Origin of the sequence: Tardiphaga sp. 20_F10_N6_6 (assembly GCF_052076045.1) — a bacterium.
Taxonomy (GTDB): domain Bacteria; phylum Pseudomonadota; class Alphaproteobacteria; order Rhizobiales; family Xanthobacteraceae; genus Tardiphaga; species Tardiphaga robiniae.
The window spans coordinates 1,099,510-1,114,359 of sequence record NZ_CP197239.1; the positions used below are offsets into that span (position 1 = coordinate 1,099,510).

General features: G+C 62.1%; 14 protein-coding genes. 11 read left to right on the forward strand and 3 right to left on the reverse strand.

The genetic code is table 11. The annotated features are described in order from the left end of the window. The first annotated feature begins 151 nt into the window (after window positions 1–151). The 7 genes from aroQ (at window position 152) to AB7813_RS05250 (ending at window position 6,703) form a co-directional block, all read left to right on the forward strand. Window positions 152–619 carry a type II 3-dehydroquinate dehydratase gene (gene aroQ / locus AB7813_RS05220; protein WP_093758393.1) on the forward strand — a complete coding sequence of 156 codons (468 nt, stop codon included), beginning with the start codon at window positions 152–154 and terminating at the stop codon, window positions 617–619. A 51-nt stretch (window positions 620–670) separates the two neighbouring features. Next, complete coding sequence (gene accB, locus AB7813_RS05225) at window positions 671–1,165, forward strand: acetyl-CoA carboxylase biotin carboxyl carrier protein (protein ID WP_089264108.1); 495 nt, start codon at window positions 671–673, stop codon at window positions 1,163–1,165. A gap of 30 nt (window positions 1,166–1,195) precedes the next feature. Further along, on the forward strand, window positions 1,196–2,548 hold the full coding sequence (gene accC / locus AB7813_RS05230; protein ID WP_120289360.1) for an acetyl-CoA carboxylase biotin carboxylase subunit: 1,353 nt from the start codon (window positions 1,196–1,198) through the stop codon (window positions 2,546–2,548). 116 nt (window positions 2,549–2,664) lie between these two features. After that, window positions 2,665–4,188 carry a sensor histidine kinase gene (locus AB7813_RS05235; RefSeq protein WP_120289358.1) on the forward strand — a complete coding sequence of 508 codons (1,524 nt, stop codon included), beginning with the start codon at window positions 2,665–2,667 and terminating at the stop codon, window positions 4,186–4,188. Further along, window positions 4,185–4,625 (forward strand): response regulator, encoded by a 441-nt coding sequence (locus AB7813_RS05240; RefSeq protein WP_089264105.1) that lies wholly within the window; start codon window positions 4,185–4,187, stop codon window positions 4,623–4,625. Before AB7813_RS05235 ends, AB7813_RS05240 begins: the two co-directional genes overlap by 4 nt. Then, window positions 4,622–5,716, forward strand: a complete 1,095-nt coding sequence (locus AB7813_RS05245; protein WP_439063982.1) for a response regulator — start codon at window positions 4,622–4,624, stop codon at window positions 5,714–5,716. Before AB7813_RS05240 ends, AB7813_RS05245 begins: the two co-directional genes overlap by 4 nt. 147 nt (window positions 5,717–5,863) lie before the next feature. Beyond that, on the forward strand, window positions 5,864–6,703 hold the full coding sequence (locus AB7813_RS05250) for a metallophosphoesterase family protein (protein WP_439063983.1): 840 nt from the start codon (window positions 5,864–5,866) through the stop codon (window positions 6,701–6,703). On the opposite strand, the gene AB7813_RS05255 is transcribed toward AB7813_RS05250, so the two are convergent. Next, window positions 6,630–7,127 (reverse strand): Crp/Fnr family transcriptional regulator, encoded by a 498-nt coding sequence (locus AB7813_RS05255; protein ID WP_320444282.1) that lies wholly within the window; start codon window positions 7,125–7,127, stop codon window positions 6,630–6,632. The genes AB7813_RS05250 and AB7813_RS05255 overlap by 74 nt on opposite strands. A gap of 251 nt (window positions 7,128–7,378) precedes the next feature. On the opposite strand from AB7813_RS05255, the gene AB7813_RS05260 reads away from it, so the two are divergent. The 3 genes from AB7813_RS05260 to upp are packed head-to-tail and all read left to right on the forward strand — an operon-like array spanning window position 7,379 to window position 10,559. Next, window positions 7,379–8,635: a GTP cyclohydrolase II gene (locus AB7813_RS05260; RefSeq protein WP_092143569.1), complete on the forward strand. Its 1,257-nt coding sequence runs from the start codon at window positions 7,379–7,381 to the stop codon at window positions 8,633–8,635. A gap of 10 nt (window positions 8,636–8,645) precedes the next feature. After that, the gene (locus AB7813_RS05265; RefSeq protein ID WP_439061660.1) at window positions 8,646–9,890 is read left to right on the forward strand and encodes a URC4/urg3 family protein; all 1,245 of its coding nucleotides are present in this window, start codon (window positions 8,646–8,648) and stop codon (window positions 9,888–9,890) included. A gap of 39 nt (window positions 9,891–9,929) precedes the next feature. Further along, window positions 9,930–10,559 carry a uracil phosphoribosyltransferase gene (gene upp / locus AB7813_RS05270; RefSeq protein WP_089264099.1) on the forward strand — a complete coding sequence of 210 codons (630 nt, stop codon included), beginning with the start codon at window positions 9,930–9,932 and terminating at the stop codon, window positions 10,557–10,559. A 57-nt stretch (window positions 10,560–10,616) separates the two neighbouring features. Here the strand turns inward: upp and AB7813_RS05275 are convergent, their stop codons facing one another. Together AB7813_RS05275 and AB7813_RS05280 are read right to left on the reverse strand one after the other, a co-directional pair. Beyond that, window positions 10,617–12,062, reverse strand: coding sequence for a DASS family sodium-coupled anion symporter (locus tag AB7813_RS05275; protein ID WP_439063984.1), 1,446 nt, complete (start codon window positions 12,060–12,062; stop codon window positions 10,617–10,619). A gap of 451 nt (window positions 12,063–12,513) precedes the next feature. Beyond that, window positions 12,514–13,869, reverse strand: a complete 1,356-nt coding sequence (locus AB7813_RS05280; protein WP_439088856.1) for an NAD(P)/FAD-dependent oxidoreductase — start codon at window positions 13,867–13,869, stop codon at window positions 12,514–12,516. Between the two features lie 287 nt (window positions 13,870–14,156). Here AB7813_RS05280 and aat point away from each other — a divergent pair, with 287 nt between their 5' ends. Further along, window positions 14,157–14,843, forward strand: a complete 687-nt coding sequence (gene aat / locus AB7813_RS05285) for a leucyl/phenylalanyl-tRNA--protein transferase (protein WP_093758385.1) — start codon at window positions 14,157–14,159, stop codon at window positions 14,841–14,843. The last annotated feature ends 7 nt before the right edge of the window (window positions 14,844–14,850 follow it).

The window sequence follows — 14,850 nt, forward strand, 5'->3', positions numbered from 1 at the left end:
CCACAGGTTCCAGTGGGCTTTTTATGAATTGGGTGAGGTATTTGGCTGGGGGAACCGGGGGTCTAGAGGCTTCCCCTCCGCGGTTTGGTTACCTATAACCCCGGGCAGAACGGCGCCCACCCGCGCCCATTGCTATTGCCCGGGATGTCCGATGGCCAATACCACGACCAACACCATCTACGTGCTCAACGGCCCCAACCTCAACCTGCTGGGAATCCGCGAGCCGGACACCTATGGGCATGCAACTCTGGCCGACGTCGAGAAGTTGTGCGTGACCACGGCCGCGCAATATGGCCTGACCGCAGATTGCCGGCAGTCCAATAGCGAGAGCGAGCTCATCGGCTATATCCATCAGGCCCGCGAGAAACACGTGGCCGGCATCGTGATCAATGGCGGCGCTTATTCGCACACCTCGATCGCCCTGCATGACGCCATCGTCGGTGTGCGCATTCCCACCGTGGAAGTGCATGTCAGCAACGTCTACACCCGCGAAAGCTTCCGCCACCATTCCTTCATCGCCAAGGCAGCCTTTGCCAGCCTCTGCGGCTTCGGCATCGAGGGCTATCGCCTTGCGATCAGCGGCCTCGCCGCAAAAATCGGTGCCAACGCCATCGCGTGACGCGCCCGCTTCGCTCATTATTCGTCTTTCACTTCAGACATTGGATTGCCCATGGCCCGCAAGCCTGACGACACACAGACCGCAACGCCGAAAGCCAGCAACGATAGCGGCATGATCCGCGAACTGGCGCTGCTGCTGGATGAAACCAACCTCACCGAGATCGAGGTCGAGCGCGCCGGTCTGCGCGTGCGCGTCGCGCGTAACATCAGCGTTGCTGCCGCTGTGCCAGCTTATGCGCCCGCACCGGCTGCTGCACCCGCGCCTGTCGCCGCAGCTGCTGCCGCACCGGCCGCCGCCGACATGACCAAGCATCCTGGCGCTGTGCCCTCGCCGATGGTCGGCACCGTCTACCGCGCCCCGGAGCCCGGCAAGCCGGCCTTCATCGAAGTCGGCGCCAAGGTTGCTGCCGGACAGACGCTGGTCATCATCGAGGCGATGAAGACCATGAACCAGATCCCTGCACCGCGGGCCGGTACCGTGACGCAGATCCTGATCGAAGACGGCTCGCCGGTCGAATACGGCGAAGCGCTGGTCATCATCGAGTAACACCACAACGTCCTCTGACTTCGGAACGCCATGTTCGAGAAAATCCTGATCGCCAACCGCGGCGAGATCGCATTGCGCATCCTGCGGGCCTGCAAGGAGCTCGGCATCGCGACCGTGGCCGTGCATTCAACCGCGGACGCCGACGCCATGCATGTGCGCCTCGCCGACGAGAGCGTTTGCATCGGCCCGCCGGCGTCGAAAGACAGCTACCTCAACATCCCATCGCTGCTCGCCGCCTGTGAAATCACCGGCGCCGATGCAGTGCATCCCGGTTATGGCTTCCTGTCGGAAAATGCGCGCTTCGCGGAGATCCTCGCCGACCATAATCTGAAGTTCATTGGCCCCAAGGCCGAACACATCCGCCTGATGGGCGACAAGATCGAAGCCAAGAAGACCGCCAAGCGGCTTGGCATTCCCGTGGTGCCCGGCTCGGACGGCGGCGTCGGCCCCGAAGACGATGCCATAGCGATCGCCCGCGAGATCGGCTTCCCGGTCCTCGTCAAGGCAGCCGCCGGCGGCGGCGGCCGTGGTATGAAGGTCGCGCAGACTGAAGCCGATCTGCTGATGGCGCTGTCCACTGCCTCGAACGAGGCCAAGGCTGCGTTCGGCGACGCGTCGGTCTATCTCGAAAAGTACTTGCAGAAGCCGCGCCACATCGAAATTCAGGTGCTCGGCGACGGCCGCGGCGGCGCGCTGCATCTCGGCGAGCGCGATTGCTCGCTGCAGCGCCGTCACCAGAAAGTCTGGGAAGAAGGTCCTTCGCCGATCCTGTCACCGGAAGCGCGCGCCAGGATCGGCGGCATCTGCGCCAAGGCGATGCAGGACATGCAGTATCTCGGTGTCGGCACCATCGAATTCCTCTACGAGGACGGCGAGTTCTATTTCATTGAAATGAACACCCGCATCCAGGTCGAGCATCCCGTCACCGAGATGATTACCGACATCGATCTTGTGCTGGAGCAGATCCGCATCGCCGCCGGCGGCGACCTGCCCTGCACTCAGGAAGAGGTCAACATCATCGGCCATTCCATTGAGTGCCGCATCAATGCCGAGAACCCGGAAACCTTCCGGCCGTCGCCCGGCACGATCACCCAGTATCACGCCCCCGGCGGCCTCGGCGTCCGCATCGATTCCGCGGTCTATCAGGGTTACAAGATCCCGCCTTATTACGACTCGCTGGTGGGCAAGCTGATCGTTCACGGCAAGAACCGGCCGGAATGCCTGATGCGACTGCGACGGGCCTTGGACGAGATCGTAGTGGACGGCGTCGAGACGACCCTGCCGCTGTTCCGGGCCCTGGCCCGGGAAAGCGATATTATCGAGGGCGACTATCACATCCACTGGCTGGAACAGTATCTGGCCGGCAAGGCTCCCAAGACCTGAAACATTTGGGATCAGTCTGGAACCAATCGCCTCGATCCGCGTTTTTTGTGCTGCCGGGAGACGTCCGGCGGCGGGGGCCATATTGAAGTCCAATCTGCAATCCAAGCGAGTACTACGTGACCGCTGACGCCGCCCGCAGGCGAGCGCTATGGCAAATCCTGGTGCTCTTGGCGGGATTGCTGGTGCTTGCCGCCATCAGCGCGGCCTCCGTTATCCTGGTGAACCAGGCACGTGACGATTCCAGGTGGGTGGTCCACACCGTCGAAGTCCAGAACCAGATATCGAACCTGCTGCTGGAAATCCGCCGGACCGAAAGCGCGACCCGCGCCTATCTGCTGTCCAGCGGTCCACAATTCCTTTCCGAATACGAAACCTCGGCGGCCGCGATCCTGCCGGCCGTCGACAGACTGGTGGCCCTCGCCAACGACAATCCGGCCCAGGTCGCCAACACGGTCAAACTGCGTGCAGCCGTCGAGCAGCGACTGGCGGAATTCGCCAGGGGGATCGACCGCATCAAGAACAACGACATCCAGTCGAGCATCGACATCCTTCGTCGCGGCGGCGCCAATCAGGCCGTTCAGGACATCGCCGATATCACCCGCGCGATGCGCGCCGAAGAAGGCCGCCTGTTTGTCGAACGCACCCGGACGGCCGACCAGAGTCAGCAATGGGCCTCGTTAGTCACCGTGGCCGGCTCCGGTCTGGTGGTGCTCCTGGCGGCGCTGTCGATCTTCCTCGTGCGCCGCTCGTCAAACGCCCGCGATGAGGCGGAGGCCAGGTTGCGCGACAGCAACATCGACCTCGAAGCCGCCGTTGAGGAGCGCACCGCCGACTTGCGCGAAGCCAACGACGAGCTGCAGCGCTTCTCCTATATCGTCAGCCACGACCTCCGCTCGCCGCTGGTCAACATCATGGGCTTCACCAGCGAGCTCGAAGAGCTGCGCGGCGATATCTTCAGGCGCATCGCAACGCTCGCCAATGCAGACCCCGTCGTGCCCGATGTGAACGGCGAATTGCCGGAGCCGGCGCTGCCCGAACAGGACAAGCAACTCTCCGCCGATTTCACCGAAGCGCTCGGCTTCATCAAATCGTCGATCGGGAAGATGGACCGCTTGATCAGCGCTATTCTCAATCTGACCCGCGAGGGCCGGCGGGAGTTCAAGCCGGTGAAGATCGACACCCGCGAACTCATCGAAGGCATCGCTTCCACCGTAGCGCATCAGGCAGCCGAGACCGAAACCCAGATCCGCATCGAGCCATTGCCTGACATCGAGAGCGATCGTCTCGCAATGGAACAGATCTTCGGCAACCTGATCGACAATGCGCTGAAATATCTGAAGCCCGGCGTCCCTGGCGACATTCTCGTCAAGGGCCGCACCAAGATGGGCTTTGCGATCTTCGAGATCATCGACAACGGCCGCGGCATCGATCCCCGGGATCATCAGCGCATCTTTGATCTTTTCCGCCGTGCGGGTACACAGGACAAGCCCGGCCAGGGCATCGGACTGGCCCATGTGCGCGCTTTGGTGCGACGAATGGGCGGCACCATGTCGGTGTCATCGGAACTCGGCAACGGCAGCAACTTCACCGTCACGCTGCCGGCCAGATGGACGGGGCATAACCGGGATAAACAAACATGAGTAAGCCAGTCACCATCATTATGATCGAGGACGACGAGGGTCACGCCCGTCTGATCGAACGCAATATCAGGCGCTCGGGTGTCAATAATGAGATCATCCCGTTCACCAACGGTACAGACGCCGTCAACTACCTGTTCGGCAAGGATAGCACTGGCCTCGATCACAAGGGCGAAGCCCTGCTGATTCTGCTCGACCTCAACCTGCCCGACATGACCGGGATCGATATCCTGAAGCGGGTCAAAGAGAACGAATTTCTCAAATGTGCGCCCGTCGTGGTCCTCACCACCACCGACGATGCGCAGGAAATCAAGCGCTGCTACGAGCTCGGATGTAACGTCTACATCACCAAGCCCGTGAACTACGAGAGCTTCGCCAACGCGATCCGCCAACTCGGTCTGTTTTTCTCCGTCATTCAGGTTCCACAAGCGTCCACATGACATCTGCCACGACGCCTACGCTGCTGTATATCGATGACGACGCAGGTCTTGCGCGGCTGGTGTCGCGCGGCCTGACGCGGCAGGGCTTTGGCGTCGAGCATTGCGACAATGGCGAAGCCGGTATCGAACGGATCAAGCAGGGTGGCATCGACGTCATCGCGCTCGATCAGTACATGCCGGGCCTCGACGGGTTGGAAACGCTTGAGCAGATCCAGAAACTGCCCTCGCCGCCCCCGGTGGTGTTCGTCACGGCGTCGCAGGACAGCAAGATTGCCGTGACCGCCCTCAAGGCGGGTGCCGCCGACTATCTGGTGAAGGACACCCAGGGCGACTTCCTGCCGCTGCTGCATGTCGCCTGCACGACCGCCATCAAACAGGCCCTGATATCAAAGGCCCGCGACGACGCCGAAGCCGAAGTCCACGCGTCGCGCGATCGTTATGCGGCCCTTGCAGCCGAGCGCGAGGTGTTGCTGCGCGAGGTCAATCACCGCGTCGGCAACTCGCTGCAGATCATCGCCTCGCTGCTGCATCTGCAGGCCAACTCAACCAACGAAGATCACGTCAAGGTGGCGCTGACCAACGCCATGGGCCGGGTCGCCGCCGTGGCGCAGGTCCATCGCCGGCTGTACACCTCGCACGACCTCAACAGCGTGCTGCTCAATCAGTATCTCGAAGCCCTGCTGGAAGATCTCCGTCGCTCAGCCGAAGGCAACCGGATGTCGCGACTGACGCTGAAAGCGGAGTCCGTCGAGATCGATCCGGACCGCGCCGTAGCCATCGGCATCATCGTCAACGAACTGGTGATGAACGCCGTCAAATACGCCTATCCCGACGGAGCCGGCCCGATCCATGTCGTGCTCACCGCGCAGGGCGACCAGCTCGAACTGTCGATCACTGACGATGGCGTCGGCCTCAACGTGAAAGTCGACCCGCGCTCCACCGGCATGGGCCAGCGCATCGTCAATGCCATGGCCAGCAAGCTCGAAGCGTCCGTCGAACGCGATCCCGACCATACCGGCACGCGTATCGTGCTGCGGTTCTGCGCCGTCACCAAGCCCGTGGCCAAACCGCCGGTCAGCGCTGCGGGCTAGGCCCGTCTGCGCTGCGGCCGCGCCTTAAACACCCCCAACCTGCACAAATATGCCGCGCCCGTTCGCCTTGCGCGGTTCCATCGCATGCCTAGACTGCACCTTTCAGTCTGCTGATATTTCTCTTTCTTTCCGGACCTCGGATTTCATATGCGCTGCCTTGTCGTGGCCGACCTGCATTATTCGCTGCCCCAGTTCGACTGGCTACTCAGCGTCGCGCCGCAATTCGACCTCGTGATCTTTGCTGGCGACGCTCTTGATATCGCCTCGGTCGTCGACTTCCGCGCTCAAATCTTGGTGGTGAAAAAGTATCTCGGCCTGCTTGCCCAACGCACCAAGGTGATCCTGTGCTCTGGCAATCACGATCTCGACGAACGCAATGCCGAGGGCGAGAAGGTCGCGCGCTGGGTTGGCGATGTGGGACAACTCGGCATCGCCTGCGATGGTGACAGCCTCACCATTGGTGATACGTTCTTCACGGTCTGTCCGTGGTGGGACGGTCCGTTGGTCCAGCAGCGTATCGCGCAACAACTCAACGAAGCATCCGCACAAAATGCAAAACGCTGGATCTGGGTGCATCACGCGCCGCCAACCAACTCACCGACGAGCTGGGGTGGCAAACGTTACTTCGGCGATATCGAACTGGTGCAGTGGATCGAAGCGCATCGGCCCGCGATGGTGATCTCCGGCCATGTGCATGAGTCTCCGTTTGTCAAAGACGGTTCCTGGTACGACCGGATTGGTGAGACTTGGGTGTTCAATGCAGGCCGCCAGTTCGGCCGGCCGCCGGCTTACATCGTGCTCGACCTCGATGACGGCACAGCATTCTGGCTATCGGCGGAAGGCGCTGACCATATCGATCTGAACGCTCCGCTGCAGCGTCCGGCGTTACCGATCAAGGTCGCGCCCGCATGGCTCACATCCGTGGATCGTTTTGTCGATCCGAGCCCCGATCCGAACCTGGTGACACCTTCGTCGGCGACAGGTTGACCATGTTGTCCAGGAGTTCACCGACCATCGACAGATGCGTACCATGGCCGGCATATTGCTGCTTGATATCGGCAAGATAGCTCGTCGCCACATTGAGCCGCTGCGCCAGCAGCCGCGCGATCATCAGCACGACGGTCGGGTGAGCCCGCAAGAAATCCGTCGCATTCTCGAACTCGTAGACTTGCGTATCGATGGCAGCACGCACCGTGGCCGTATGCGGCTGTTCGAGGAGCACCGACATTTCACCGACCACCGCACCGGGTTCGGTCAAACTCGCAACCACCGTGTCGCCCTTGACGACATCGAGCTGCCCTTCGATCAGCACGAACAAATGCCCGCTGGTCTGTCCTTCCCGGATGATCGTATCGCCAGCTGCAACGCTGTGCTTCACGCCATCGCTGCAATGATCCAGAACGGCGCGCATATCAGGCACTCCAACATGGTTGATAAAGCGTATGCTCGCCGTGACGATCGCGTGACACAAGGCCCGAATGCGCCGAAATTGTCGGCAACCGGCGCATATTGGGTGCGGCGGAGCTTGCGAGACGTCCCGCCCCGGCTACCACGTCTTTCTCCCTGTTGCATTTGTTCGGGAGATAGTTATAGTTAGTTGCTTCCTTAGCAATAAGGCCCGTCCTTCCAGACGGGCCGTTGCCATTTTAGGGGGCCTTTGCGATGAGCCGTTCCAACCGGATCGATCATATTCGCCTGACGTCGCATCCTGCGCCGGGCGCCAAGCATCACTTCCCGATCCAGTGGGGCGCAGCCTCCGCACGCGAACGTGGACCGGTCATCGGCACCGTTTCCCGCCCGCAGGACCGCAACGTCATTGGCACCCATGGCGGCTCCTATTCGGTCTATCGCGCACTCGCGGTTTCATCCGGCGCGCTTGATCCGCTGAAGCGTCCCGACCTCACAAACACCCATCCCGCTGCTGTCGTCGGGCCTTTCGGACAATGGACCGATCCCGAGAAGATCGTATCGCTCGATCCCTGGGGTCATCTCGTTGCCGAGAACTTTGCGCCCGAGATCGCCGAAGGGATCGATATCCGCCCGAGCATTGCGATCACCAAGGCGCGGCTCGATCTGCCCGAGCTGCAGGCCGCGATCGCTGGCGGTCGCCTCAAACACGACGGCGACGTTGTGCATGCCAATGGCAGCGTCTCCGTCGTCAAGATTGCCATCGATCCCGTGTGGTATCTGCCCGGTCTCGCCAAACGCTTTGATACCAGCGAGAACAATCTGCGCCGTCAGCTGTTCGAACAGACCGCGGGCATGTTTCCCGAACTCGTGACGCGGCCTGACCTGCAGGTGTTCTTGCCGCCGATCGGCGGGACTACCGCCTATCTTTTCGGCGACGTCAGCAAGCTGCCGGATCACACGACCAAGATCACCTGCCGCGTTCACGACGAGTGCAACGGCTCCGACGTGTTCGGCTCCGATATCTGCACCTGCCGTCCCTATCTCATTCACGGCATCGAGGAATGCGCACGCGCCGGCCAGTCCGGCGGTCTCGGCATCATCATCTACAACCGCAAGGAAGGCCGTGCGCTCGGCGAGGTTACCAAATTTTTGGTCTACAATGCGCGCAAGCGCCAGGAGGGCGGCGACGCCGCTGCGCAGTATTTCGAACGCACCGAATGCGTCGCCGGCGTGCAGGACGCGCGCTTCCAGCAGTTGATGCCGGATGTGGTGCACTGGCTCGGCCTCAAGCGCATCGATCGCTTCATTTCCATGAGCGACATGAAGCATGATGCGTTGACCAGTCAGGGCGTCGAGATCGTCGAGCGCGTGCCGATCCCCGACGACATGATCCCGGCCGATGCGCATGTGGAGATCGCCGCCAAGAAGGCGGCCGGCTACTTCACGCCGGACCCGGTGACACCACAGGATCTGATCGACTCCGTCGGTCGCGGGCTCGAGAAGTATTGAGATATCAGCAGTGAATCCCCAGACCCCGGAAGCCTCTGCCGCCCTCTCGTTACTGTCAGCTCACGCCGTGCGCACCCGTGCGCAACGTATGCTGAACCTCGGCCTCGACGACAAACTGCCGAACTTCCGTATTGATCTCACGCGCATGGACGACGTGATCAACCTGGTGCTGGACACGACGCGCGCCTCCTATCCGTCGCTCGATGTCCCGTTCCATTCGCGCTGGCGTCACTTCGTCAATGCCGGCGACGATCGCTGGGCCGATGTCGCGGGTGGCATTTCATGGCCTGATCGCGCGGCACGCGGACGCGCGGAATTCGATCTCGCCATCACCAGCGTGTTTCTCGATGCCGGGGCCGGTCCGACCTGGCGCTATACCGATCCCAAAACCGGCGCGGCGATCGGCCGCTCCGAAGGTCTCGGTCTCGCGAGCCTCGCGATGTTCGCCGGCGGCACATTCTCTGCCGATCCCGCACAGCCGCTGCGCGCCGATGCCAGCAAGCTCACAGAGCTCGATGTCAGCGATCTCAAGCGCGGCATGCAGGTCTCCGACACCAATCCAATGGTCGGCATCGACGGCCGCGCCGATCTGTTGCGCCGGCTTGGCGAACACGTGGCGTCGAAGCCCGATATGTTCGGCACGAAGGATACGCCGCGGCCCGGTGGGTTGTTCGACCGCTTGGCGTCGCTGGCTGACAATGGCCGCCTGCCCGCTCCCACCATCCTCTCGGAACTGCTGCTGCAACTTGGTCCGATCTGGCCGTCGCGGCTGACGCTGGACGGCATCGCGCTCGGCGATTGCTGGAAGCATCCGGCGATGACGACCTCGGATGCGACGAGCGGCCTTGTGCCCCTGCACAAGCTGTCGCAATGGCTGGCCTATTCGCTGATCGAACCGCTGCAGACCGCAGGCATCGATGTGACCGATATCGACGGCCTCACGGGATTGGCCGAATATCGCAATGGTGGCCTTTTCGTTGATGGTGGTGTCCTGAAATTCCGCGATCCCGCTGACGCCACGCGTGAGCACGACGTATCGTCGCCGCTGGTGGTGGAATGGCGGGCGCTGACCGTGGCGCTACTTGACCGCGTCGCCGGCGGCCTGCGACAAAGACTGAAGCTCGACGCGACGTCGCTGCCGTTGGCCAAGGTGCTCGAAGGTGGCACATGGGCCGCCGGTCGCATCCTGGCGCGCGAGCGCCGCGAGGATCATTCGCCGCCGGTGAAGGTCATCAGCGACGGTACGGTTTTCTAGATCAAAGACGGTTTTACACTCTCGCAACGGATGAGGTTCATGGACGGCGTCACGATCGTTAATCACCCGCTGGTGCAGCACAAGCTGACGCTGATCCGCGACAAGAACCGCTCGACCAAGGGCTTTCGCGAACTGCTCAACGAAATCGGCATGCTGCTGTGCTACGAGGTGACGCGCGACCTGCCGCTCACCGATGTCGAGATCGAAACGCCGATCATGAAGATGACCGGCAAGGAAATCGCCGGCAAGAAACTGGTATTTGCGCCGATCCTCCGCGCCGGCCTCTCCTTCGTCGAAGGCATGATCGGCCTCGTCCCGTCAGCGCGTATCGCGCATATCGGCCTGTACCGCGATCCCGAAACATTTGTGGCCGTGGAATACTTCTTCAAGGCGCCGACCAATCTCGACGAACGCCTCGTCATCGTGATCGATCCGATGCTGGCCACGGCAAACACCGCGGTGGCCGCCATCGATCGCATCAAGGAGCGCGGCGCCAAGGACATCCGCTTTGTCTGCTTGCTGGCCGCGCCCGAAGGCATTGAACGTCTGCGCGGCTATCATCCGGACGTCCCGATCTGGACCGCGGCGATCGATGATCGGCTGAACGAGCACGCCTATATCGAGCCGGGTCTCGGTGACGCCGGTGATCGTGCTTACGGCACCAGGTAGCGAGATGCACCGACACGCGGGCGCCTCCTACCACGCGACGCTTCCTTGGACTGTGGCTCAGTTGATCATCAGCAGCCAGGGCATTACGACCAGCAGCAAGCCGGCGAAATAGATCAACCCGAAGATCAGGCCGAACTTCCAGAAGTCGGCCTTGCCGATATAGCCGCTGCCAAAATACATCGGTGCCGGTCCGGTGGCATAGGGCGAGATCACGCCCATCAGGCCAAGCGAGTAGATGCAGAGCAATGTCAGAGTCGACATCGGGATTCCTGGAATGCTTGACCCCACCGCCAGCACGACAGGCAGCATCGCCGCCGCGTGCGCCGTAATGCTCGAGAAAAAATAGTGGATCCAGAAGAAGATCGAGACCAGCAGGATCATCGCGATGGTCGGGCTGAATGTGGCGAGCGGAGCCGCCAGGCCGGCGGCAGCCCATTTGATGAAGCCGATGTCGTTGAGGCCGGATGACAACGTCAGCAGCGATGTGAAGTAGAAAAACACCTCCCACGCTGCTTTCTCGGCGATGATGTCGGAAAACGTGATGACGCCGGTGACGAGCATCAGCGAGATCACAACGAACACCACCATGGTCGCATTGATGAAGTTCGAACCGACGCCCGGCAGCGAGATGTCGGGATTGGATCCGGTGATCCATAGGAACATCGCAAGCACGACCAGTCCGGCCATGATCCATTCGCTACGCGACAACGCGCCCATGGATGCGAGTTCACCCGCGCTCCACGCCACGATCTCCGGGCTTTCTTTCACCTCCGGTCGGCAAATTGCGTAGCTCAGCAGTGGCAGAAGCAAAATCAGCGGCACGCCGAGCGGCGCGAAGCCGATGAACCACTGTGACCAGCCGACGTCCACGCTCACGATCTTCTTGGCGATGCTCAGTGCAGCCGCATTGGGCGCAAGCGCGGTGAGGAACATCGAACTCGTGACCGCAGTCGCCGCGAAGGCGGTCCACATCACGTAGGTTCCGATCCTGCCGGCTGTCGGACCCGGCTCCGATCCGTAGATCTTCGGGATGTTGCTGACAATCGGATAGACCGTGCCGCCACTGCGCGCGGTGTTCGATGGCGTCGCCGGCGCGAGAACGAGATCGGACAGCGCAACGGCATAACCCAGTCCCACCGTGTTGCGCCCGAGGCCGCGAACCAGCAGCAATGCCAGACGCCTGCCAAGACCGCTCTTGCGATAGCCGATCGAGAATACGAAGGCGCCGACAATCAGCCACACCGTGCTTTCGGAGAATCCGCTCAGCATCCAGCGCAGCGACTTGTTGGGATCGTGTTCGACATATCCCATCACGCCCGCAAAGGTCAGACCGATCAGACCGACCGCGCCTACGGGCATGGATTCCAGGATCAGGCCGGTAATCACCGCAGCGAAAACGGCAAAATAATGCCACTGATTGGCGACAAGCCCTGCCGGAATCGGGATGACGTACAGCACCAGCCAGACAGCGAGAGGTGCAATCTTCTTCCAGCTCAGCGACACGGCATCTCCTCCGGCGAGCCGAGCCGCCGTACCTGCGACAATACGTCCGGCAACGTAACACCAGTTGTTGCCCGGCGAGCAACCGCCAACGCGATCTGCGCCGCATGTATCACCATCTTAGAGCGCGCCCCTCTTTCCTTTCGCATCCGCAGCAAACGTCGCGCTGTCATGGAGCCGGGTCACGCGCGGCGTTGCGTCGACACCCCCAAATGCGACGTGGAGCGGCAGGAAATGCCGGTCTATCGGATGGTTTTCTTCACCGCATGGGGAGCAAGCCGACGACAGGTCATAAGTGAAGCTGCCGCTGCCGATCGCCGGCACGTTGCGTGCGCGCAGCTCGCCGGCGCGTATAGTCAGGCGACGCTCTCATACTGGATCAGCCGCGGCCCACGCTTGGCGGCATCCATGGCATCTATTTTTGCCAAGCCGCCCTGGCAACCGTCCCGAGATTTCAGCGCGCCGAACTGACGCGCTTCTCCTCGCCGCTATGCGACGGCACGGATTGGCTGTCGACCACGGCACGCCCCTGCGTGATCAGCCGCGCGCCGCGCTGATCCAGCGTGTGGATCCAGAGCCAGTTGATCGCAACGGCAAGACGATTGCGCAGCCCGATCAGGAAATAGATATGGGCGATGCCCCAGATCCACCACGCCAGCGCGCCGCGCAGCCTGACGCGGCCGAAGTCGATCACGGCGAGCTTCTTGCCGATCTGTGCGAGGCTGCCATCGTGCGAATAACGAAACGGTGCGGGCGTCTCACCACGCAAACGTTGCTTGATTGCTGACGCGACATAGCGCCCTTCCTGCTTTGCTGCCGGGGCAATGCCAGGTACTGGCTTGCCATCAGGGGCAGCAATGGTCACGGTGTCACCGACAGCAAATATCTCGGGATGACCCGGCACTGTGAGATCCGGATTGACCTGCAGACGCCCGGCGCGATCAGCGGCAACGCCCAACCATTCGGCAGCCGGCGACGCGCGCACGCCTGCCGCCCAGATGATCGTCCTGGCACCGAGTGCCTTGTCGCCGTAGACAACGCCATCGATGTTGCAATCCGACACCGCATGTCCGAGCGCGACTTCGACGCCGAGCTTCTCCAGCGAGCGCTGTGCATAGGCCGACAGGTCCTCCGGAAATCCAGCGAGCACGCGTGTCCCCGCCTCGATCAGCACCACGCGCGTCTCGCGCGTATTGATATTGCGAAAATCTTCCGGCAGCGTCACCCGCGCGAGCTCCGCGATGGTGCCGGCGAGTTCGACACCAGTCGGTCCGGCGCCGATGATCACGAAGGTGAGCAGTGCCGCACGCTTGACGGGATCGCTCTCGCGTTCGGCACGCTCAAAGGCCGTGAGAATACGGCGGCGCAGCGTGGTCGCATCTTCCAGCGTCTTGAGGCCCGGCGCGAACGGCTCCCATTCATCATGGCCGAAATAGGCGTGGCCGGCACCCGTGGCGAGCACCAGCGTGTCATAGGGCAGCGTCTGCCCGTCATCGAGCAGCACCCGGCGCGCCGCCGCATCCACGCCGGTCACGGTGCCGAGCAGTGTCGTCACATCTTTGCGTCCACGCAACAGATAACGGATCGGCCAGGCGATCTCCGACGTCGCCAGCGATGCGGTCGCGACCTGATACAGCAGCGGCTGAAACAGATGATGATTGCGGCGATCGACAATGGTGATGCTGATATCGGCACCGGTCAGCCGATATACGGTCTCCAGCCCGCCGAAGCCGGCGCCGACAACGACCACCCGATGAGGCGTTGTCGTTCTGATCGATGCCTTGCCGTCGATTGTCACGATATTCGTCATGGTGAACAGGCTCCCTGCCTGCATCCTGATAGCTATGCCCGTCGTCCGAACAATCAAGCAACAATCGGACGCGCCAGGCCGGTTGTTGAGCGGTTCCAGATTGATCAGCCCGCGTTGGCATCAGTGTGCCCTGCGCGACCAGGACCGATCCAATAAGTAAGCCAAATGCCGGGCATAAGCATTGCTTGGTTCGTGATTCCGATCCTCCGATGCCCCCTCAATCCGCTCAGCGCCTGTGGAGCGCCGAGACCGTCGCCCGGGCGGCCTCGGCCTGCTATGCTGGCCGCATGAGCTCACGCGACTCTGCCTCCTCCGAGGTCACGCCCGAACTGCTGCTGCGCGCCTATGCCTGCGGCATCTTTCCGATGTCGGAAAGCGCCGACGATCCCGGCCTGTTCTGGGTCGAGCCCGAGATGCGCGGCGTCATTCCGCTGGATGGTTTTCGCATCAGCTCGCGCCTCGCCCGCACCGTGCGCTCCGACGTTTTCACAGTGACTGTCAACACCGCCTTCAAGCGCGTGATGGCCGAATGTGCCGCGCCAAAGCCGGGCCGCGAGGACACCTGGATCAACACGCGCATCCGCGACCTCTATGGCGAGCTGCATGAGATGGGCCACGCGCACAGCGTCGAAATCTGGCAGGACGACACGCTGGCCGGTGGGCTCTATGGCGTCTCGCTCGGCCGCGCGTTCTTCGGCGAGAGCATGTTTCATCATGCGCGCGACGCCTCGAAGGTGGCGCTGGTGCATCTGGTCGCCCGGCTGATCGCCGGCGATTTCAAGCTGCTCGACACCCAATATGTCACCGATCACCTGCTGAGCTTCGGCGCACAGGAAGTGCCGCGGGCCCGCTATCGCAAGCTGCTCGACGCGTCGCTCGACGGCATTGCGGAATTCGACAGACTGCCGATGGATTTCCCGCTCAAGGGCGCGACGGTGCTGGACATTATCGCGGGACGGAATAGCGCCTCTTAAGACGCGC

What these genes read in the sequence shown, in the direction of transcription:
- aroQ (WP_093758393.1), top strand. Translation starts at nt 152, where the DNA reads ATGGCCAATACCACGACCAACACCATCTACGTGCTCAACGGCCCCAAC.
- accB (WP_089264108.1), top strand. Translation starts at nt 671, where the DNA reads ATGGCCCGCAAGCCTGACGACACACAGACCGCAACGCCGAAAGCCAGC.
- accC (WP_120289360.1), top strand. Translation starts at nt 1,196, where the DNA reads ATGTTCGAGAAAATCCTGATCGCCAACCGCGGCGAGATCGCATTGCGC.
- AB7813_RS05240 (WP_089264105.1), top strand. Translation starts at nt 4,185, where the DNA reads ATGAGTAAGCCAGTCACCATCATTATGATCGAGGACGACGAGGGTCAC.
- AB7813_RS05245 (WP_439063982.1), top strand. Translation starts at nt 4,622, where the DNA reads ATGACATCTGCCACGACGCCTACGCTGCTGTATATCGATGACGACGCA.
- AB7813_RS05250 (WP_439063983.1), top strand. Translation starts at nt 5,864, where the DNA reads ATGCGCTGCCTTGTCGTGGCCGACCTGCATTATTCGCTGCCCCAGTTC.
- AB7813_RS05255 (WP_320444282.1), bottom strand. Translation starts at nt 7,127, where the DNA reads ATGCGCGCCGTTCTGGATCATTGCAGCGATGGCGTGAAGCACAGCGTT.
- AB7813_RS05260 (WP_092143569.1), top strand. Translation starts at nt 7,379, where the DNA reads ATGAGCCGTTCCAACCGGATCGATCATATTCGCCTGACGTCGCATCCT.
- upp (WP_089264099.1), top strand. Translation starts at nt 9,930, where the DNA reads ATGGACGGCGTCACGATCGTTAATCACCCGCTGGTGCAGCACAAGCTG.
- AB7813_RS05280 (WP_439088856.1), bottom strand. Translation starts at nt 13,869, where the DNA reads ATGACGAATATCGTGACAATCGACGGCAAGGCATCGATCAGAACGACA.
- aat (WP_093758385.1), top strand. Translation starts at nt 14,157, where the DNA reads ATGAGCTCACGCGACTCTGCCTCCTCCGAGGTCACGCCCGAACTGCTG.